The 19,561-nt window shown below is 70.7% G+C and carries 19 protein-coding genes; 11 read left to right on the forward strand and 8 right to left on the reverse strand.

The features are described 5' to 3' along the window. A partial coding sequence (locus tag IH13_RS0106840) for a PH domain-containing protein (protein WP_063837409.1) occupies positions 1-1,313 on the forward strand: 1,313 nt, incomplete at its 5' end. A gap of 186 nt (positions 1,314-1,499) precedes the next feature. On the opposite strand, the gene pgl is transcribed toward IH13_RS0106840, so the two are convergent. Genes pgl through tkt form a run of 5 tightly spaced genes read right to left on the reverse strand, consistent with a single transcriptional unit; the run spans position 1,500 to position 8,085 of the window. Beyond that, on the reverse strand, positions 1,500-2,282 hold the full coding sequence (gene pgl / locus IH13_RS0106845) for a 6-phosphogluconolactonase (RefSeq protein ID WP_031081948.1): 783 nt from the start codon (positions 2,280-2,282) through the stop codon (positions 1,500-1,502). Continuing rightward, a complete protein-coding gene (gene opcA / locus IH13_RS0106850; protein WP_031081950.1) occupies positions 2,279-3,310 on the reverse strand; it encodes a glucose-6-phosphate dehydrogenase assembly protein OpcA in 1,032 nt (343 codons plus the stop codon). Before opcA ends, pgl begins: the two co-directional genes overlap by 4 nt. Further along, on the reverse strand, positions 3,307-4,839 hold the full coding sequence (zwf, locus tag IH13_RS0106855) for a glucose-6-phosphate dehydrogenase (protein ID WP_031081951.1): 1,533 nt from the start codon (positions 4,837-4,839) through the stop codon (positions 3,307-3,309). Before zwf ends, opcA begins: the two co-directional genes overlap by 4 nt. A 5-nt stretch (positions 4,840-4,844) precedes the next feature. Further along, a complete protein-coding gene (gene tal, locus IH13_RS0106860; RefSeq protein WP_031081953.1) occupies positions 4,845-5,963 on the reverse strand; it encodes a transaldolase in 1,119 nt (372 codons plus the stop codon). Between the two features lie 34 nt (positions 5,964-5,997). Further along, positions 5,998-8,085, reverse strand: a complete 2,088-nt coding sequence (tkt, locus tag IH13_RS0106865; protein WP_031081955.1) for a transketolase — start codon at positions 8,083-8,085, stop codon at positions 5,998-6,000. A gap of 285 nt (positions 8,086-8,370) precedes the next feature. On the opposite strand from tkt, the gene IH13_RS0106870 reads away from it, so the two are divergent. Both IH13_RS0106870 and IH13_RS0106875 read left to right on the forward strand, forming a co-directional pair. After that, complete coding sequence (locus IH13_RS0106870; RefSeq protein WP_082317528.1) at positions 8,371-9,324, forward strand: heme o synthase; 954 nt, start codon at positions 8,371-8,373, stop codon at positions 9,322-9,324. 117 nt (positions 9,325-9,441) lie between these two features. Then, complete coding sequence (locus IH13_RS0106875; protein ID WP_031081958.1) at positions 9,442-9,798, forward strand: hypothetical protein; 357 nt, start codon at positions 9,442-9,444, stop codon at positions 9,796-9,798. A gap of 80 nt (positions 9,799-9,878) precedes the next feature. Here IH13_RS0106875 and IH13_RS0106880 read toward each other — a convergent pair whose 3' ends face one another. From IH13_RS0106880 to IH13_RS0106890, 3 genes are all read right to left on the reverse strand, one after another. Next, a complete protein-coding gene (locus IH13_RS0106880) occupies positions 9,879-10,892 on the reverse strand; it encodes a COX15/CtaA family protein (RefSeq protein WP_031081960.1) in 1,014 nt (337 codons plus the stop codon). Between the two features lie 78 nt (positions 10,893-10,970). Next, on the reverse strand, positions 10,971-11,738 hold the full coding sequence (locus IH13_RS0106885; RefSeq protein WP_031081961.1) for an ABC transporter permease: 768 nt from the start codon (positions 11,736-11,738) through the stop codon (positions 10,971-10,973). Continuing rightward, complete coding sequence (locus IH13_RS0106890; RefSeq protein ID WP_031081963.1) at positions 11,735-12,661, reverse strand: ABC transporter ATP-binding protein; 927 nt, start codon at positions 12,659-12,661, stop codon at positions 11,735-11,737. The genes IH13_RS0106885 and IH13_RS0106890 overlap by 4 nt, the downstream gene beginning before the upstream one ends. Before the next feature lie 204 nt (positions 12,662-12,865). Between IH13_RS0106890 and IH13_RS0106895 the strand changes: the two genes are divergently transcribed. From IH13_RS0106895 to IH13_RS0106930, 8 genes are read left to right on the forward strand one after another with little or no spacing between them, the layout of a single operon-like run. Then, positions 12,866-13,606 (forward strand): helix-turn-helix transcriptional regulator, encoded by a 741-nt coding sequence (locus tag IH13_RS0106895; protein WP_031081964.1) that lies wholly within the window; start codon positions 12,866-12,868, stop codon positions 13,604-13,606. Next, positions 13,603-15,024 carry a Fe-S cluster assembly protein SufB gene (sufB, locus tag IH13_RS0106900; protein ID WP_031081966.1) on the forward strand — a complete coding sequence of 474 codons (1,422 nt, stop codon included), beginning with the start codon at positions 13,603-13,605 and terminating at the stop codon, positions 15,022-15,024. The genes IH13_RS0106895 and sufB overlap by 4 nt, the downstream gene beginning before the upstream one ends. A gap of 59 nt (positions 15,025-15,083) precedes the next feature. Then, positions 15,084-16,265, forward strand: coding sequence for a Fe-S cluster assembly protein SufD (gene sufD, locus IH13_RS0106905; RefSeq protein WP_031081969.1), 1,182 nt, complete (start codon positions 15,084-15,086; stop codon positions 16,263-16,265). Between the two features lies 1 nt (position 16,266). After that, complete coding sequence (locus IH13_RS0106910) at positions 16,267-16,584, forward strand: bifunctional 3-phenylpropionate/cinnamic acid dioxygenase ferredoxin subunit (RefSeq protein ID WP_014045252.1); 318 nt, start codon at positions 16,267-16,269, stop codon at positions 16,582-16,584. 7 nt (positions 16,585-16,591) lie between these two features. Further along, positions 16,592-17,383: a Fe-S cluster assembly ATPase SufC gene (sufC, locus tag IH13_RS0106915; RefSeq protein ID WP_031081971.1), complete on the forward strand. Its 792-nt coding sequence runs from the start codon at positions 16,592-16,594 to the stop codon at positions 17,381-17,383. Then, the gene (locus IH13_RS0106920) at positions 17,380-18,648 is read left to right on the forward strand and encodes a cysteine desulfurase (protein WP_031081974.1); all 1,269 of its coding nucleotides are present in this window, start codon (positions 17,380-17,382) and stop codon (positions 18,646-18,648) included. Before sufC ends, IH13_RS0106920 begins: the two co-directional genes overlap by 4 nt. Before the next feature lie 26 nt (positions 18,649-18,674). Then, positions 18,675-19,130, forward strand: coding sequence for a Fe-S cluster assembly sulfur transfer protein SufU (sufU, locus tag IH13_RS0106925; protein ID WP_031081975.1), 456 nt, complete (start codon positions 18,675-18,677; stop codon positions 19,128-19,130). Beyond that, complete coding sequence (locus tag IH13_RS0106930; RefSeq protein WP_031081977.1) at positions 19,127-19,465, forward strand: metal-sulfur cluster assembly factor; 339 nt, start codon at positions 19,127-19,129, stop codon at positions 19,463-19,465. Before sufU ends, IH13_RS0106930 begins: the two co-directional genes overlap by 4 nt. Positions 19,466-19,561 lie beyond the last annotated feature (96 nt).

Below are 19,561 nucleotides of genomic sequence, written 5' to 3' on the forward strand. Positions count from 1 at the left end.
CCGTCGGCGACCACATCCGCCGGCGGCGCACCCGCTACCGCGTCGGCGCCGACCGCGTCGAGCTGCACACCGGGCTGCTGGTGGTCAAACGGCGTTCGCTGGCCCGTGAGCGGATCCGTACCGTCGACCTCACCGCCCACCCGCTGCTGCGGGTACTGGGGCTGGTCACGGTCCGGATCGGCACGGGGGACCGGACGGGCGGCGACTCCACCCTGGAGCTCGACCCCGTGACCCGGGCCGAGGGCGAAAGACTGCGCCGCGAACTCCTGGACCGGGCCGCCGAGCGGGCCCCGGGCGCCCACCGGGACGGCGAGCTCGCCGTCCTCGAACACCGCTGGATCCGCTACGCGCCGGTCTCCTTCGTCGCCCCCATGCTGGGCGGCGCCGCGGCCGGCGGCGTGCTGCAGGTCAGTGAGTGGGCCGGGGCGCAGGGCGAGGTGATCGACTGGATCGGCGACCGGTTCCGGGACACCCCGCTGCTCTGGACGATCGTCGTCCTGCTGGCCGCCGCGCTGGTGGCCGGCGTCGTCGGGGCGCTCGGGCTCTGGGCCGAGATGTGGTGGAACTACCGCCTGGAACGCGAACCGGGCGGCACCCTGCGGGTCCGGCGCGGGCTGCTGACCTCGCGCTCGCTCTCCGTGGAGGAGCGGCGGCTGCGCGGCGTGGACCTGGTGGAGCCCCTGGGCGTACGGCTGGCGGGGGCGGCCCGGGTGGACGCCATCACCACCGGCCTGGCCGAGGACGAGGAGACCCCGGGCGCCGACCACACCACCCTGCTGCCCGCCACGCCCCGCGCCTTCGCCGACGCCATCGCGGCCGAGGTGCTGCGCGAGCCCGTCGCGCCGACCGGCGCCCCGCTCACGGCCCACCCCCCGGCGGCCCGCGGCCGACGGCTGCGCCGCGCCCTGGCGGCGGCCCTGGCCCCGGTGCTGATCCTGACCCTGCTGGGCGCCTGGCTGACGCCCGTACTGCTGTGGACCGCGCTCGGCTGCGCCGCCGTGGGCGTCCCGCTCGCCGTGGCGCTGGCCCTGGACGCCTACCGGTCCCTGGGGCACACGCTGAGCGGCGGGTACCTCGTGACCCGCTCCGGGACGCTACGGCGCTCCACGGCGGCCCTCCAGCGCGCCGGGGTGATCGGGTGGACGGTCCGGCAGTCCTGGTTCCAGCGCCGGGCGGGCCTGATCGCCGTCACCGCCACCACGGCCGCCGGAGCGGGCGGGTACACGGCACGGGACGTGGACGCGAGCGAGGGGCTGCTCTTCGCGGCCGAGGCCGTCCCGGGACTGCTGGAGCCGTTCCTGGAGCGCGGCTGAACATCCGGTGCCCGCTCACATCCGAGGGCGGAACCGGCGCCGGCCGGGAAGCGGCGTCACCTCCAGCGGCGCACCGGCGCACGCGGACGGGCGGTGGTGGCGACGCCGCGGTCGCCACCGGAGACAGGCCGGGGCCCGGCCCGCTCCGGGGAGCGGACCGGGCCCCGGCCGTCGCACGGTGCGCGCCTACGCGGAGGCGCGCGGATACAGCTCCCGCGGCAGCCGGGAGGCCGCCGCACCGTCCAGCAGCCACAGCGTGCGGTCACGGCCGTACGCCCCCGCCGCCGGGGCCTGGACCTCCCCGGCGCCGGACAGCGCGATCCCGGCCGCCTCCGCCTTGTCCTCACCCGCGGCCAGCAGCCACACCTCACGGGCCGCCCGGATGGCGGGCAGCGTGAGCGAGATCCGGGTGGGCGGCGGCTTCGGGGCGCCGTGCACCCCGACGACGGTGCGCTCGGTCTCCCGTACCGCCGGAAGCTCCGGGAAGAGCGAGGCGACATGGGTGTCCGGGCCGACGCCCAGCATCAGGACGTCGAACGCCGGTACCGGCACGTCTCCGCCCGGGCCGGCCGCGGCGGCCAGCTCGGCGGCGTACGCGGCGGCGGCGGCGTCCGCGTCGCCGGCGTGCGGACCGTCCGAGGCGGGCATCGCGTGGACCCGGGACGGGTCCGGCGCCACCGCGTCCAGCAGGGCCTCGCGGGCCTGCGTGACGTTGCGCTCCGGGTCGCCCTCGGGCAGGAAGCGCTCGTCGCCCCACCACAGGTCGAGCCGCGACCAGTCGATCGCGTCCCGGGCGGGCGAGGCGGCGAGCGCGGCCAGCAGGCCGTTGCCGTTGCGGCCACCGGTGAGGACCACCGAGGCGGTCCCGCGCGCGGCCTGGGCGTCCACGACCGCGGTGATCAGCCGTGCCGCCGTCGCCTCGGCCATCAGCTCCTTGTCGCGGTGCACGACGAGCTGCGGAGCACTCACTTGGACGCCGCCTTCTTGGCCGCGGCCTTCTTCGCGGCCGGGGCGCCGGCGCCCGCCGGGGCGGACGCCTTCTGCCCGGAGCCGACGTCCGACGCCTCCGTGGGGCCGCCGAGGCGTTCCACCCCGAACTTCACCGTGGACGCGTAGACGTTGTCCGGGTCCAGCCGCCGCAGTTCCTCCGCGAGGAGCTCGGCGGTCTCCCGGCGCTTCAGCGCCACCGAGCGGTCGGGCTGGCCCACCATGCACAGCGTGGCCAGCGAACCGTTGGCCCGGTCCAGGACGATGGCACCGTTCTTCGTCTCCATCCGGACCGCCGTCAGCCCGGGACCACCGGACAGGGTGCGCTCCACCGGGACGCCCAGCCGGTCGGCGAGCCACATGGCCAGCAGCTCGCAGCTCGGGTTGTCGGACTCGCCCTCGACCGTGGCCGAGAGGACCTCGGCGGGCTGCTGGTCGAGCGCCGCCGCCAGCATGGAGCGCCACGGCGTGATGCGGGTCCACGCCAGGTCCGTGTCACCCGGCTGGTACGTCGCTGCCCGCACCGCCAGCTCGTCGAGCGGGTGCTCGGCCGAGTAGGTGTCGGTGATGCGGCGCTGCGCGAGCGCGCCCAGCGGGTCCTTCGCCGGGTCCGCGGGAGCGTCCTCCGGCCACCAGACCACCACCGGGGCGTCCGGCAGCAGCAGCGGCAGGACGACCGACTGGGCGTGGTTGGCCAGCTCGCCGTGGAGACGCAGCACCACGGTCTCGCCCGAGCCGGCGTCGGAACCGACCCGGAGCTCGGCGTCGAGCCGGGCGTCGCGCCGGGCGCGCGGCGAACGGCTGACCCGCTTGATGACGGCGATGATCCGCGAGGGGTGCTCGCGCGAGGAGTCGCTCGCCGCCTTGAGCGCGTCGTAGGCGTTCTCCTCGTCGGTGACGACGACGAGGGTGAGCACCATGCCGATGGCCGGCGTGCCGATGGAACGGCGCGCCGAGACCAACGCCTGGTTGATCTTGCTGGATGTGGTTTCCGTGAGATCGATCTTCATGGCCGGCGCCAGCTCCGTCCGTCGCGTGCGAGCATCTCGTCGGCCTCGGCCGGTCCCCAGGTGCCGGCCGCGTACCGGGCGGGCTTGCCGTGCTTGTCCCAGTACTCCTCGATCGGGTCGAGGATGTTCCAGGAGAGCTCGACCTCCTGGTGGCGCGGGAACAGGTTGGCGTCGCCGAGCAGCACATCGAGGATGAGCCGCTCGTACGCCTCGGGGCTGGACTCCGTGAAGGACTCGCCGTACGCGAAGTCCATCGTCACGTCCCGCACCTCCATGGAGGTACCGGGCACCTTGGAGCCGAACCGCACCGTGACCCCCTCGTCCGGCTGCACCCGGATGACCAGGGCGTTGCCGCCGAGCTCCTCCGTCGCGCCGGACTCGAAGGGCAGGTAGGGGGCGCGCTTGAAGACGACCGCGATCTCCGTGACCCGCCGGCCGAGCCGCTTGCCCGTACGGAGGTAGAACGGCACGCCCGCCCAGCGGCGGTTGTTGATCGTCAGCTTGATCGCGGCGAAGGTGTCGGTCTTCGACTTGGGGTCGATTCCCTCTTCCTCCAGGTAGCCGGGCACCTCCTGGCCGCCCTGCCACGCGTGCGTGTACTGGCCGCGGACCGTGTGGCTGCCGAGGTCCTCCGGCAGTTCCACCGCCGTGAGCACCTTCAGCTTCTCGGCGACCAGGGCCTTCGGGTGGAAGGAGCCGGGCTCCTCCATCGCCGTCAGCGCCAGCAGCTGGAGCAGGTGGTTCTGGATGACGTCGCGGGCGGCGCCGATGCCGTCGTAGTAGCCGGCCCGGCCGCCGATGCCGATGTCCTCGGCCATGGTGATCTGGATGTGGTCGACGTACGACCTGTTCCAGATCGGCTCCCACATCGTGTTGGCGAAGCGCAGTGCCAGGATGTTCTGGACCGTCTCCTTGCCGAGGTAGTGGTCGATGCGGAAGACCTCGTTCGGCGGGAACACGTCGTGCACGAGCTGGTTGAGCTCCTGCGCGCTCTTGAGGTCGTGCCCGAACGGCTTCTCGATGACGGCCCGGCGCCAGGTGCCTTCCTTCTGGTCGGCCAGCCCGTGCTTCTTGAGCTGCTGGACGACCTTGGGGAAGAACTTCGGCGGTACGGAGAGGTAGAAGGCGAAGTTGCCGCCGGTGCCCTGCGCCTTGTCGAGCTCCTCGATCGTGGCCCTGAGGGTCTCGAACGCGACGTCGTCGTCGAAGTTGCCCTGGACGAACCGCATGCCCTGGCTCAGCTGCTGCCAGACCTCCTCGCGGAACGGGGTCCGGGCGTGCTCCTTGACGGCGTCGTGGACGACCTGGGCGAAGTCCTCGTCCTCCCAGTCGCGGCGTGCGAAGCCGATGAGCGAGAAGCCCGGCGGCAGCAGGCCGCGGTTGGCCAGGTCGTAGACAGCGGGCATCAGCTTTTTACGGGACAAATCGCCCGTGACGCCGAAAATCACCAGACCCGACGGCCCCGCGATACGCGGGAGCCGTCGGTCCTGGGCGTCACGGAGCGGGTTGGCTCCGGGAACACCAGACAAGGTGGTCAGCCCTTCGAAGGAGCGAGGCGCTCGAGTTCGGCCTCGGTCGACTTGAGCAGGTCGTTCCAGGACGTCGCGAACTTCTCGACGCCCTCGTCCTCCAGCACCTGCACGACGTCGTCGTAGTCGACGCCGAGCTTCTTGATGGCGTCGAGGTCGGCGCGGGCCTGGTCGTAGCGCCCGGCGACGGTGTTGCCGGAGATCTCGCCGTGGTCGGCCACGGCCTCCAGCGTCGCCTCCGGCATGGTGTTGACCGTGTTCGGGGCGACGAGGTCGTCGACGTACAGGGTGTCCTTGAGGGACGGGTCCTTGACGCCGGTGGAGGCCCACAGCGGGCGCTGCTTGTTGGCGTGCGCCTTGTCGAGCACGGCCCAGCGCTCACCGCTGAAGACCTGCTCGTACGCCTCGTAGGCCAGACGGGCGTTGGCCAGGGCGGACTTGCCCTTGGCGGCCTTCGCCTCGTCGCTGCCGACGGCGTCCAGGCGCTTGTCGATCTCGGTGTCCACGCGGGAGACGAAGAACGAGGCCACCGAGTGGATCTTGGAGAGGTCCAGGCCCGCGGCCTTCGCCTTCTCCAGGCCCGCCAGGTAGGCGTCCATGACCTCGCGGTAGCGCTCCAGCGAGAAGATCAGGGTCACGTTGACGCTGATGCCCCGCCCGATGGTCTCGGTGATGGCCGGCAGGCCGGCCTTCGTCGCCGGGATCTTGATGAGCGTGTTCGGCCGGTCCACCAGCCACGCGAGCTGCTTCGCCTCGGCGACCGTGGCCTGCGTGTCGTGCGCCAGGCGCGGGTCGACCTCGATGGAGACCCGGCCGTCCTGGCCCTCGGTGGCGTCGAAGACGGGGCGCAGGATGTCGGCCGCGTCGCGTACGTCCGCGGTGGTGATCATGCGGATGGCTTCCTCGACGGTCACCTTGCGGGCGGCGAGGTCGGTGAGCTGCTGGTCGTAACCGTCGCCCTGCGAGATCGCCTTCTGGAAGATCGACGGGTTGGTCGTGACACCCACGACGTGGCTCTCGTCGATCAGCTCGGCCAGGTTGCCGGAGGTGATCCGCTTGCGCGAAAGGTCGTCCAGCCAGATCGCCACGCCCTCGTCGGAGAGGCGCTTGAGTGCGTCTGTCATGAGAATTGCATCTCCTACTAGTCGTATAACGGCGTCAGCGCTGAGCGGCCGCGAGAGATTCCCGGGCCGCGGCCGCCACGTGTCCGGCGGTGAAGCCGAACTCGCGGAAGAGGACCTTGGCGTCGGCCGAGGCACCGAAGTGCTCCAGCGAGACGATCCGGCCCGCGTCACCCACGTACCGGTACCAGGTCAGGCCGATGCCCGCCTCCACGGCGACCCGGGCCTTCACCGACGGCGGCAGCACGCTGTCCTTGTACGCCTGGTCCTGCTCCTCGAACCACTCGACACACGGCATCGAGACCACTCGGGTCGGCACACCGGCCGCCTGGAGCTCGTCCCGGGCCTCGACGGCCAGGTGGACCTCGGAGCCGGTGCCGATCAGTACGACCTCCGGTGCGCCGCCCTCGGCCTCGAAGAGCACATACCCGCCCTTGGCCGCTTCATCGTTCGACGCGTAGGTCGGCACGCCCTGGCGGGTCAGCGCCAGACCGTGCGGGGCGCCCTTGCCGAACACCTTGGTGTACCGGCGCAGGATCTCCCGCCAGGCGATCGCCGTCTCGTTGGCGTCGGCCGGGCGCACCACGTTCAGGCCCGGGATCGCGCGCAGCGAGGCGATGTGCTCGACCGGCTGGTGGGTCGGGCCGTCCTCGCCGAGGCCGATCGAGTCGTGCGTCCAGACGTACGTCACCGGCAGGTGCATCAGCGCGGAGAGCCGCACGGCGTTGCGCATGTAGTCGGAGAACACCAGGAAGGTGCCGCCGTAGATGCGGGTGTTGCCGTGCAGTGCGATGCCGTTCATGGCGGCGGCCATGGCGTGCTCGCGGATGCCGAAGTGGATCGTGCGGCCGTACGGGTCGGCCTCCGGCAGCGGGTTGCCCTTCGGGAGGAAGGACGACGTCTTGTCGATGGTGGTGTTGTTGGAGCCCGCGAGGTCGGCGGAGCCGCCCCACAGCTCGGGGATGACCCCGCCCAGCGCCTGGAGCACCTTGCCGGAGGCCGCGCGCGTGGCGACGCCCTGGCCCTCCTCGAAGACCGGGAGCTTCTCCTCCCAGCCGGCCGGCAGCTCGCCCGCGGCGATCCGGTCGAAGTCGGCGGCGCGCTCCGGGTTGCCGGTGCGCCACTCGGCGAAGGACTTCTCCCACTCGGCCTTGGCCTCGCGGCCCCGGTCCAGCGCCTGGCGGGTGTGGGCGATGACCTCGTCGGAGACCTCGAAGGTCTTCTCCGGGTCGAAGCCGAGCACCCGCTTGGTGGCCGCGATCTCCTCGTCGCCGAGGGCCGAGCCGTGGGAGGCCTCGGTGTTCTGGGCGTTCGGGGCGGGCCAGGCGATGATCGAGCGGGCCGCGATGAAGGACGGGCGCTCCGTCTCGGCCTTGGCCGCCTGCAGGGCCCGGTACAGGCCCTCGGGGTCCAGGTCGCCGCTGGGCAGCTGCTCGACCCGCTGGACGTGCCAGCCGTAGGACTCGTACCGCTTCAGGGTGTCCTCGGAGACCGCGGTCTCCGTGTCGCCCTCGATCGAGATGTGGTTGTCGTCCCACAGCAGCACCAGGTTGCCGAGCTTCTGGTGCCCGGCCAGCGAGGACGCCTCGGCCGAGATGCCCTCCTGGAGGCAGCCGTCACCGGCGATCACCCAGATGGTGTGGTCGAACGGGGAGGTGCCGGGGGCCGCCTCCGGGTCGAACAGGCCGCGCTCGTAGCGGGAGGCCATCGCCATGCCCACGGCGTTGGCGACGCCCTGGCCGAGCGGTCCGGTCGTCGTCTCGACACCGGTGGTGTGGCCGTACTCCGGGTGGCCCGGGGTCTTGGAGCCCCAGGTGCGGAAGGCCTTGAGGTCGTCCAGCTCCAGGCCGTACCCGGCGAGGTAGAGCTGGATGTACAGCGTCAGGCTGGAGTGGCCCGCGGAGAGTACGAACCGGTCACGGCCGGTCCAGTCCGCGTCCGCCGGGTCGTGGCGCATCACCTTCTGGAAAAGGGTGTACGCGGCAGGAGCCAGGCTCATCGCCGTGCCCGGGTGGCCGTTTCCGACTTTCTGTACGGCGTCCGCGGCGAGAACGCGGACGGTGTCCACGGCCCGCTGGTCCAATTCGGTCCACTGGAGGTCTGTGGTGGTCGGCTTGGTGCTCACCCTGAGTCAGGGCTCCTCTCCACTGTCGTAAACCGGTGACTGGTTACCGCACCGGGCAAAGCCGAGCCTACCCCCCACCCAAGGCCCTACTTCTGCCCTTTCCACAGTGCGGGCGACCTGCGGAGTTCGCCTCCCGTATGAGCGCCGTCACTCACTTCTGCGCCACCCCAACACGACCCCACCCCCGCGAAGAGCGGCGTATGCCCAACGTCTACAGTGGTCTGGTTCGCGCAAGTCTTCACCGGGCCCTCAGGTCCGGAGCTTGCTGGGATTTCTCTGTCAGGGGTGTGCGTGACGGCCGTCGAGTCCCGACCCGCAGGGGTCGCCTTGACTCCGAGCCCAGGGGGCCAACGCCCGTTCGGGGCCCGCATCAAGGCATTCGTGGCGCTTACGAAGCCGCGCATCATCGAGCTGCTGCTGATCACCACCGTCCCGGTGATGTTCCTGGCCGCCCAGGGCGTGCCCGACCTGTGGCTCGTGCTCGCCACCACCATCGGCGGATATCTCTCCGCGGGCGGTGCCAATGCGCTCAACATGTATATCGACCGGGACATCGACGCGCTGATGGACCGCACGTCGCAGCGGCCGCTCGTCACGGGGATGGTCTCCCCGCGTGAGTGCCTGGCGTTCGGAATCGCGCTCGGTGTGATTTCCACGGTCTGGTTCGGACTGCTGGTCAACTGGCTCTCCGCCGCTCTCGCACTCGGCGCACTTCTGTTCTATGTCGTCGTCTACACGATGCTGCTGAAGCGCCGGACCTCGCAGAACATCGTCTGGGGCGGAATCGCCGGCTGCATGCCCGTGCTCATCGGGTGGTCCGCCGTCACGAATTCGATGTCCTGGGCCGCGGTCATTCTTTTCGCGGTCATCTTCTTCTGGACGCCGCCGCACTACTGGCCGCTGTCGATGAAGGTCAAGGACGACTACGCCCGGGTCGGCGTCCCGATGCTCCCGGTCATCGCCTCCAACCGTGTGGTGGCCCGGCAGATCGTCGTCTACAGCTGGGTGATGGTCGCGGTCTCCCTGCTGCTGACTCCCCTCGGCTACACCGGCTGGTTCTACACGGTGGTGGCGCTGCTGACCGGCGGCTTCTGGCTCTGGGAGGCCCACGGCCTGCAGAACCGGGCGAAGGCCGGGGTCACCGGTGGCAAGCTCAAGGAGATGCGGCTGTTCCACTGGTCCATCACCTACGTCTCGCTCCTCTTCGTCGCCGTGGCGGTGGACCCCTTCCTGAGGTGACCCGCACGCCGGGGTGACCCGCACGCGCAGACAGCTCCGCCGACGGGCGGGGGACGTGGTCCAGGCCACGGCCCCCGCCCGTCGTCATGCGGGCTACTCGTCGGTAGCATCCTGTTCATGGCAGAGACGGCTCAGACCCAGCAGACGGACGACAGCAGGCGGGCGGCCCGCGCGGAGCGCAAGGCCGGCAAGCTCGCCAAGGAGATCGGCGCCTTCGCCAAGGCGCACGGCGGCGCGGAGGGGCAGCTCGCCTACCTCGGCCAGGTGGGCGCCCGCATCGTCCTCGTCGGCGCGGACGGCGCCTGGGGCGACCTGGTGGCCCCCTCGTACGCGGTCGCCGAGAGCGCCACCGCGAAGGCGGGCATCACGATGCACGAGGAGTTCGACGGCGACTTCGCGGCGAAGGTCCGCACGGGCCCGTACGAGTGGTCGCGGATGGCCGGCATCCAGGTCGGCGGCCCGTCCAACGACTGAAGCCCCGCCCCTACGGGAAGAGCCTCCGCCACCGGACCCGAACGGGCCGGCGGCGGAGGCTCTCGCGCGTGACGCGGGGGTCAGACCGCGGGGACGTGCTCCGGCCGCTGCCCGGCCGGGACCGGCACGGTGGCGGTGGCCGCCCGGCGCTCCCGCTGCGCCAGCAGCACCCGCACCACCGCGATCCACACGAGGCACGAGCCGAGCATGTGCAGGCCGACCAGGAGCTCCGGGGCGTCCAGGAAGTACTGGACGTAGCCGATGACCCCCTGGGCCAGCAGGACGAGGAACAGCTCGCCGGCGCGGCGCCTCGGTACGGGCGGGGCGTCCACGGCCTTCAGTACGAACCAGAGCGCCACGGTCAGGGCCACCACGACCCAGGCGAGGTCCGCGTGCAGCTGGGAGATCAGCTTCCAGTCGAGCGGGATGCGGTGCACGTCGCTGGAGTCGCCCGCGTGCCGGCCCGAGCCGGTGACGACCGTACCGACCGCGACGAGCAGGCCCGCGGCCACCACGAGCAGCCAGGTCAGCTGCGAGACGGCCTTGCCGACCAGCGGCTTCGGGGCGGCGTCGCCCTCGCCGATCCGGTGGTGCATCACCACGGCCACGGTGAGCAGCGCCGTGGAGAGCAGGAAGTGCGCCGCGACGGTGTACGGGTTCAGGCCCACCAGGACGACGATGCCGCCGAGGACCGCGTTGCCCATCACGACCCAGAACTGGGCCCAGCCGAGCCGGGTCAGGCCGCGACGCCAGGGCTTGGCCGAACGGGCCGCGACGATCGCCCAGCCGACTGCCGCGCACAGCACGTACGTCAGCATCCGGTTGCCGAACTCGATGACGCCGTGCAGTCCCATCTCGCTGGTGGCCGTCAGGCTCTCGTCGGTGCACTTGGGCCAGGTGGGGCAGCCGAGGCCGGACCCCGTCAGACGTACGGCGCCGCCGGTCACGACGATGACCACGGCCATCACGACCGCGGCCATGGCGGCACGGCGGACGGTCCGGGGGCGCGGGGTCCACCGCTCGGCGATGAACTGGAGCGGGTTCCGCGTGGCTTGAGCGACTTGGGCTCGGGTCAGCTTGGGCACGGCAACCATGGTAAGCGGCGGCTTGTGCAAGCTTTCACGAGGGGGACGAGACACCCCGAAACGCTGTTCGGCGGACAGGTGCCGCGACTACTCCCAGCGGAAGAACCTCGCCGCGGCGCCGAGCCCCAGCACCGCCCACACGGCCAGGATCCCGAGGTCTCCCCACGGCGTCGCGGCGCCGTGCTGGAGGACGTCCCGCAGCCCGTCGGAGAGGGCGGCGATCGGCAGCAGGCCCAGCACCGACTGCGCGGCGTCGGGGAACTTGTCCAGCGGTACCACCACGCCGCCGCCCACCAACAGGAGCAGGAAGACGAGGTTGGCCGCCGCCAGCGTCGCCTCCGCCTTGAGGGTCCCCGCCATCAGCAGGCCGAGCCCCGAGAAGGCCGCCGTGCCCAGCACCAGGAGCAGCAGCGCGGGGAGCCAGCCGCCCTGGGGCGACCAGCCGAGCGCGAAGGCGATCACCGTGACCAGGACGACCTGGAACACCTCGGTGACGAGCACGGCGAGGGTCTTCGCCGTCATCAGCGCCCAGCGCGGCAGCGGCGACGCGCCCAGCCGCTTCAGCACCCCGTACCGGCGCTCGAAGCCCGTCGCGATGGCCTGGCCCGTGAAGGCGGTGGACATCACGGCGAGGGCGAGGATGCCGGGCGTCAGGAAGTCGACCGGCTCGCCCGCGCCCGTGTCCACCACGTCGACCGTGCTGAACAGCACCAGCAGCAGCGAGGGGATGATCACCGTCAGCAGCAGCTGCTCGCCGTTGCGCAGCAGCATCCGCGTCTCCAGCGTGGCCTGCGCGGCGATCATGCGGCCCAGCGGGGCGGCGCCCGGGCGCGGGGTGTACGTACCGGCGCTCATGCGCGCAGCTCCTTGCCGGTCAGTTCGAGGAAGACGTCCTCCAGGGTGTGCCGCTCGACCGCGATGCCGTCCGGCATGACGCCGTTCCGGGCGCACCAGGAGGTGACGGTGGCCAGCAGCCCGGGGTCGATCTCCCCGGTGATGCGGTAGGCGCCCGAGGCGGTCTCGGCCGCCTGGGTGCCGTCGGGCAGGACCCTGAGGAGTGAGGCCAGGTCCAGTCCGGGGCGGCCGGTGAAGCGCAGGGTGTTCTCGGCGCCCGCGCGGCGCAGCTGTTCGGGGCTGCCCTGGGCGATGACCCGGCCCGCGTCGATGACGGCGACGTCGTCGGCGAGCTCCTCGGCCTCCTCCATGTGGTGGGTGGTCAGGACCACCGACACGCCGTCGGCGCGCAGCTCCCGGATCAGCTCCCAGGTGGAGCGGCGGGCCTGCGGGTCGAGGCCCGCCGTCGGCTCGTCCAGGAAGACCAGCTCGGGGCGGCCGACGACGGCCATCGCGAGCGCGAGGCGCTGCTGCTGGCCGCCGGAGAGCCTGCGGTAGGTGGTGCGCCCGCAGCCGCCCAGGCCGAGGCGGTCCACCAGCGCGGGGACGTCCAGGGGGTGGGCGTGCAGCTTCGCCGTGTGGGCCAGCATCTCGACGGCGCGCGCGCCGGAGTAGACGCCACCCGACTGCAGCATCACGCCGATGCGGGGGCGGAGCGCGGCGGCGTCCGCGACCGGGTCCAGGCCGAGGACCCGTACCGTCCCGGCGTCCGGCCGCCGGTAGCCCTCGCACGTCTCGACGGTGGTCGTCTTGCCGGCGCCGTTGGGGCCGAGGACGGCGGTCACCGTGCCCGCCCGGACCTCCAGGTCGAGGCCGTCCACCGCGGTCCTGTCTCCGTACCGCTTCACCAGGCCCCTGGCCTGTACGACGGGCTCGCTGTTCATGGCGCGCAAGTCTAGGCGGGCCGGGGCCGGCCCCGGGGCGGCGGGTCGGCCCGGCGGAGGGCGCACGCGCGCCCGTCACCTGCGAAGGTGTGGGGAGGCCGGCGTTTCCGCAGGTCAATTTAGGTTCACCTAAGTGATGAACGGCACCGCGCCGTGTCCGGAGGCGGCTTGTCACTCCCCGAGGAATTACGCAACAATGGCGTTGTGAAATACACGGGCGAGGCTCCTCAGGAGGAACTCGCGACCGGTGAGCGCTCCACGCGCAACCGCGTCGCGCGGTCCATCCTGGACCACGGCCCCTCGACGGTGGCCGTGCTGGCCAAGCACGTCGGCCTCACCCAGGCGGCCGTGCGCCGCCACCTCGACGCCCTGGTCACCGACGGGGTCGTCGAGGCCCGCGAGCAGCGCGTCTACGGGGCGCGGACCCGGGGCCGTCCGGCCAAGGTGTTCGCCCTGACGGACTGCGGACGGGACGCCTTCGACCAGTCGTACGACAAGCTCGCCGCCGACGCGCTGCGCTGGATCGCCGAGACGGCCGGGGACGAGGCGCTGGTCGCCTTCGCCCGCGCCCGTATGGCGGCGCAGGCCGAGACGTATCGCGCGGCGGTCGAGGCGGCCGGGCCCGAGGAGCGCACCCAGGCGCTCGCCAGGGCCTTGTCCGCCGACGGGTACGCTGCTACGGCGCGCAGCGCGCCGGCCCCGCAGCAGGGTGAGCAGCTGTGCCAGCACCACTGCCCGGTCGCGCACGTCGCCGAGCAGTTCCCGCAGCTGTGCGAGGCGGAGACGGAATTCTTCTCCAGCCTGCTCGGGACCCATGTGCAGCGTCTGGCCACCCTCGCCCACGGCGACGGCGTGTGCACGACGTTCGTTCCGCGCAGCAGCCCCGCAGCACCACAGACCACACCCACAGCATCCGCAAGCAAGGCCGGGAGGAACCCCGCATGACGCTCCCCACGGAGACTGCCCACCCTGAGCTCGAGGGCCTGGGCACGTACGAGTTCGGCTGGGCCGACTCCGACGAGGCAGGCGCGGCGGCGAAGCGCGGCCTGTCCGAGGCTGTCGTCCGCGACATCTCGGAGAAGAAGAACGAGCCGGAGTGGATGCTGAAGCTCCGTCTCAAGGGTCTGAAGCTGTTCGACAAGAAGCCCATGCCGAACTGGGGCTCGGACCTCTCCGGCATCGACTTCGACAACATCAAGTACTTCGTGCGGTCCACGGAGAAGCAGGCGGAGTCCTGGGAGGACCTGCCCGAGGACATCAAGAACACCTACGACAAGCTCGGCATCCCGGAGGCGGAGAAGCAGCGCCTGGTCGCCGGTGTCGCCGCGCAGTACGAGTCGGAGGTCGTCTACCACCAGATCCGCGAGGACCTGGAGGAGCAGGGCGTCATCTTCCTGGACACCGACACCGCGCTGAAGGAGCACCCGGAGCTCTTCAAGGAGTACTTCGGCACCGTCATCCCCGTCGGTGACAACAAGTTCGCCTCGCTGAACTCGGCCGTGTGGTCCGGCGGCTCCTTCATCTACGTCCCCAAGGGTGTCCACGTGGACATCCCGCTCCAGGCCTACTTCCGCATCAACACGGAGAACATGGGCCAGTTCGAGCGGACGCTGATCATCGTCGACGAGGACGCCTACGTCCACTACGTCGAGGGCTGCACCGCGCCGATCTACTCCTCGGACTCGCTGCACTCCGCGGTCGTCGAGATCATCGTGAAGAAGGGCGGCCGCTGCCGCTACACGACCATCCAGAACTGGTCGAACAACGTCTACAACCTCGTCACCAAGCGCGCCGTGGCGTACGAGGGCGCGACCATGGAGTGGGTCGACGGCAACATCGGCTCCAAGGTCACCATGAAGTACCCGGCGGTCTACCTGATGGGCGAGCACGCCAAGGGCGAGACCCTGTCCATCGCCTTCGCGGGCGAGGGCCAGCACCAGGACGCCGGCGCCAAGATGGTCCACATGGCCCCGAACACCTCCTCCAACATCGTCTCCAAGTCGGTGGCGCGGGGCGGCGGCCGCACCTCCTACCGCGGTCTCATCGAGATCGGCGAGGGTGCGCCGGGCGCCAAGTCCAACGTGCTGTGCGACGCGCTGCTCGTGGACACCATCTCGCGCTCCGACACCTACCCCTACGTCGACGTCCGCGAGGACGACGTGTCGATGGGCCACGAGGCGACCGTCTCCAAGGTCTCCGAGGACCAGCTCTTCTACCTCATGAGCCGCGGACTCACCGAGTTCGAGGCCATGGCGATGATCGTGCGCGGCTTCGTCGAGCCGATCGCCAAGGAGCTGCCCATGGAGTACGCCCTGGAGCTCAACCGGCTGATCGAGCTGCAGATGGAGGGTTCGGTCGGCTGACACGCCCGCCGGACGCGCCCCTAGAGTTCTTGACTGAGAAAGCGAGCACTACGACAGCCATGGCTGAGGCTCAGAATTCCCCGGTGGGCTCCACCACCGCCGGTTCCATCGCGGTGGCCGCCGAGTCGACCGTCGCCACGCGCATGAGCGCGCCCCCGTCCTTCGACGTCGCGGACTTCCCCGTCCCGCACGGCCGCGAGGAGGAATGGCGCTTCACCCCGCTGGAGCGGCTGCGCGGACTGCACGACGGCACCGCCGTCGCCACCGGTGACGGCGTCAAGGTCGTCGTCGAGGCGCCCGAGGGCGTCACGGTGGAGACCGTCGGCCGGGACGACGCGCGGCTGCTGAAGGGGGGCACCCCGGTGGACCGGGTGGCCGCCCAGGCGTACGCGTCCTTCGAGCAGGCCTCGGTCGTCACCGTCGCCAAGGAGGCCGTGCTCACCGAGCCGATCCGGATCGCCGTGCACGGCCAGGGCGGCGTCGCCTACGGCCACCAGCGCGTCGAGCTGGGCGCCTTCGCCGAGGCCGTCGTCGTCATCGACCACACCGGTGACGCGGTGCTCGCCGCCAACGTCGACTTCGTCCTCGGCGACGGGGCCAAGCTGACCGTCGTCTCCGTCCAGGACTGGGACGAGAAGGCCGTCCACGTCGGCCAGCACAACGCGCTGGTCGGCCGGGACGCCTCCTTCAAGTCCGTGGTCGTCACCTTCGGCGGCGACCTGGTCCGCCTCCACCCCCGGGTCGCCTACCAGGGCCCCGGCGGCGAGGCCGAGCTCTTCGGGCTGTACTTCACCGACAAGGGCCAGCACCAGGAGCACCGCCTCCTGGTCGACCACAACACCCCGCACTGCAAGTCCAACGTGGCCTACAAGGGCGCGCTGCAGGGCGACGGCGCCCACGCCGTGTGGATCGGTGACGTCCTGATCCAGGCCGCCGCCGAGGGCACCGACACCTACGAGATGAACCGCAACCTGGTCCTCACCGACGGTGCCCGGGTCGACTCCGTGCCCAACCTGGAGATCGAGACCGGCGAGATCGTCGGCGCCGGCCACGCCTCGGCGACCGGCCGCTTCGAGGACGAGCAGCTGTTCTACCTCCAGTCCCGCGGTATCCCGGAGGAGGAGGCCCGCCGGCTCGTCGTGCGCGGCTTCTTCGCCGAACTCGTCCAGCAGATCGGTCTGCCGGACGTCGAGGCCCGGCTGCTCGACAAGATCGAGGACGAGCTGAAGGCGACGGTCTGAGATGGCCTTCGTCCGCGCCTGTGCGCTGAGCGAGCTGGAGGACGACACCCCCAAGCGGGTGGAGCTCGACGGCACGCCGGTCTCCGTCGTCCGTACCGAGGGCGAGGTGTTCGCGATCAACGACATCTGCTCGCACGCGAACGTCTCGCTGTCGGAGGGCGAGGTGGAGGACTGCTCCATCGAGTGCTGGCTGCACGGTTCGAGCTTCGACCTCCGCACCGGCAAGCCGTCCGGCCTTCCCGCGACGCGCCCCGTCCCCGTATACCCCGTAAAGATCGAAGGGGACGATGTGCTCGTCTCCGTCACCCAGGAGTCCTGAGTCACCCATGGCAACGCTTGAAATCCGCGACCTGCACGTCTCCGTCGAGGCCGACAACGCCACGAAGGAGATCCTCAAGGGCGTCGACCTGACTGTGAAGCAGGGCGAGACCCACGCCATCATGGGCCCGAACGGGTCCGGCAAGTCCACCCTCGCCTACTCGATCGCCGGTCACCCCAAGTACACGATCACGCGTGGCACGGTGACCCTGGACGGCGAGGACATCCTGGAGATGTCCGTCGACGAGCGGGCCCGCGCCGGCCTGTTCCTCGCCATGCAGTACCCGATCGAGATCCCCGGTGTCTCGGTCTCCAACTTCCTGCGCACCTCCGCCACCGCCGTCCGCGGCGAGGCGCCCAAGCTGCGTACGTGGGTCAAGGAGGTCAAGGAGACGATGGCCGGGCTCCAGATGGACCCCGCCTTCGCCGAGCGCAACGTCAACGAGGGCTTCTCCGGCGGTGAGAAGAAGCGCCACGAGATCCTCCAGCTGGAGCTCCTCAAGCCGAAGGTCGCCATCCTCGACGAGACCGACTCCGGTCTCGACGTCGACGCCCTGCGCGTCGTCTCCGAGGGCGTCAACCGGGTCCGCGAGTCCGGCGAGGTCGGTACCCTGCTGATCACGCACTACACGCGGATCCTGCGCTACATCAAGCCCGACTTCGTGCACGTCTTCGCCAACGGCCGCATCGCCGAGTCCGGCGGCGCCGAGCTCGCCGACAAGCTGGAGAACGAGGGCTACGAGGCATACGTGAAGGGCGGCCCCGTGAGCGGAGCGAACTCAGCAGAGGCGGTCGCGTGACTGACGCCCGACAGGGGCTCACCGGCCTCCTCGACACCGAGGCGATCCGCAAGGACTTCCCGCTCCTGGACCGCACGGTCCACGACGGCAAGAAGATCGTTTACCTGGACAGCGCGGCGACCTCGCAGAAGCCGCGTCAGGTCCTCGACGCGCTCAACGAGTACTACGAGCGGCACAACGCCAACGTCCACCGCGGTGTGTACACGATCGCCGAGGAGGCCACCGCGCTGTACGAGGGCGCCCGTGACAAGGTCGCGGCGTTCATCAACGCGCCCAGCCGCAACGAGGTGATCTTCACCAAGAACGCCTCGGAGTCGCTGAACCTCGTGGCCAACATGCTCGGCTGGGCGGACGAGCCCTACCGGGTCGACAGCGACACCGAGATCGTCACCACCGAGATGGAGCACCACTCCAACATCGTGCCGTGGCAGCTGCTCTCGCAGCGCACGGGTGCGAAGCTGAAGTGGTTCGGCATCACGGACGACGGCCGGCTCGACCTGTCGGACATCGACGAGGTCATCACCGAGAAGACGAAGATCGTCACGCTCACGCTGGTCTCCAACATCATGGGCACGGTCAACCCGGTCGAGAAGATCATCCGGCGTGCCCAGCAGGTCGGCGCCCTGGTCTGCGTCGACGCCTCGCAGGCGGCCCCGCACATGGTGCTCGACGTGCAGGCGCTGCAGGCGGACTTCGTGGCCTTCACCGGCCACAAGATGGTCGGCCCGACCGGTATCGGCGTGCTCTGGGGACGGCAGGAGCTCCTGGAGGACCTGCCGCCCTTCCTCGGCGGCGGCGAGATGATCGAGACGGTGTCGATGCACTCGTCGACGTACGCCCCGGCTCCGCACAAGTTCGAGGCGGGCACGCCCCCGATCGCCCAGGCCGTCGGACTCGGCGCGGCCGTGGACTACCTCTCGGCCATCGGCATGGAGAACATCCACCGCCACGAGGAGGCGATCACCGCCTACGCCGTGAAGCGGCTCCTGGAGGTGCCCGACCTGCGGATCATCGGTCCGGCGACGGCCGAGGACCGCGGGGCGACGATCTCCTTCACGCTCGGGGACATCCACCCCCACGACGTGGGGCAGGTACTCGACGAACAGGGCATCGCCGTCCGGGTCGGACACCACTGCGCGCGGCCGGTATGCCTGCGGTACGGAATTCCTGCGACGACGCGAGCGTCGTTCTATCTGTACTCCACGCCCGCCGAGGTCGACGCCCTGGTGGACGGCCTGGAGCACGTGCGGAACTTTTTCGGATAACTGGCGATGCGGCTGAGGGTTGACTGGTGAAGCTTGACTCCATGTACCAGGAAGTGATCCTGGACCACTACAAGCACCCCCACGGGCGTGGCCTGCGGGACGGCGACGCCGAGGTGCACCACGTCAACCCGACGTGCGGCGACGAGATCACGCTCCGCGTGAAGTACGACGGCGAGACCATCGCCGACGTCAGCTACGACGGGCAGGGCTGCTCCATCAGCCAGGCCAGCGCCTCCGTGCTCAACGAACTGCTGGTCGGCAAGGAGCTGGACCAGGCGCGTCGGATCCAGGAGGCGTTCCTGGAGCTGATGCAGTCCAAGGGCCAGCTGGAGCCGGACGACACGATGGAGGAGCTGCTGGAGGACGCGGTCGCGTTCGCCGGTGTCTCCAAGTACCCGGCCCGGGTCAAGTGCGCGCTGCTGAGCTGGATGGCGTGGAAGGACGCGACGGCGCAGGCGCTGTCCGAAGGGAAGACGGCATGAGCGAGAACGAGACTCTTACCACCAAGCCGGCCTCCGAGGAGGAGGTCCGCGAGGCGCTGTACGACGTGGTCGACCCCGAGCTGGGCATCGACGTCGTCAACCTGGGCCTGATCTACGGCATCCACGTCGACGAGGCGAACATCGCCACCCTCGACATGACCCTGACGTCCGCGGCCTGCCCGCTGACCGACGTCATCGAGGACCAGGCGAAGTCCGCGACCGAGGGGATCGTCAACGAACTGCGGATCAACTGGGTCTGGATGCCGCCGTGGGGCCCGGACAAGATCACCGACGACGGCCGCGAGCAGCTTCGCGCGCTGGGCTTCAACGTCTGATGCGGGGGCGGTCCTTGCCCCGGACCGCCACCGAACCACCGAACGGCCACTGTCTCTTATACACATCTCTGAGCGGGCTGGCAAGGCAGACCGCGA

Origin of the sequence: Streptomyces sp. NRRL WC-3549, assembly GCF_000721935.1 — a bacterium.
GTDB lineage: Bacteria > Actinomycetota > Actinomycetes > Streptomycetales > Streptomycetaceae > Streptomyces.

What these genes read in the sequence shown, in the direction of transcription:
- IH13_RS0106910 (WP_014045252.1), top strand. Translation starts at nt 16,267, where the DNA reads ATGGCCTTCGTCCGCGCCTGTGCGCTGAGCGAGCTGGAGGACGACACC.
- IH13_RS0106885 (WP_031081961.1), bottom strand. Translation starts at nt 11,738, where the DNA reads ATGAGCGCCGGTACGTACACCCCGCGCCCGGGCGCCGCCCCGCTGGGC.
- tal (WP_031081953.1), bottom strand. Translation starts at nt 5,963, where the DNA reads ATGACAGACGCACTCAAGCGCCTCTCCGACGAGGGCGTGGCGATCTGG.
- sufC (WP_031081971.1), top strand. Translation starts at nt 16,592, where the DNA reads ATGGCAACGCTTGAAATCCGCGACCTGCACGTCTCCGTCGAGGCCGAC.
- IH13_RS0106875 (WP_031081958.1), top strand. Translation starts at nt 9,442, where the DNA reads ATGGCAGAGACGGCTCAGACCCAGCAGACGGACGACAGCAGGCGGGCG.
- IH13_RS0106930 (WP_031081977.1), top strand. Translation starts at nt 19,127, where the DNA reads ATGAGCGAGAACGAGACTCTTACCACCAAGCCGGCCTCCGAGGAGGAG.
- sufB (WP_031081966.1), top strand. Translation starts at nt 13,603, where the DNA reads ATGACGCTCCCCACGGAGACTGCCCACCCTGAGCTCGAGGGCCTGGGC.
- IH13_RS0106880 (WP_031081960.1), bottom strand. Translation starts at nt 10,892, where the DNA reads ATGGTTGCCGTGCCCAAGCTGACCCGAGCCCAAGTCGCTCAAGCCACG.
- IH13_RS0106890 (WP_031081963.1), bottom strand. Translation starts at nt 12,661, where the DNA reads ATGAACAGCGAGCCCGTCGTACAGGCCAGGGGCCTGGTGAAGCGGTAC.
- opcA (WP_031081950.1), bottom strand. Translation starts at nt 3,310, where the DNA reads ATGAAGATCGATCTCACGGAAACCACATCCAGCAAGATCAACCAGGCG.
- sufD (WP_031081969.1), top strand. Translation starts at nt 15,084, where the DNA reads ATGGCTGAGGCTCAGAATTCCCCGGTGGGCTCCACCACCGCCGGTTCC.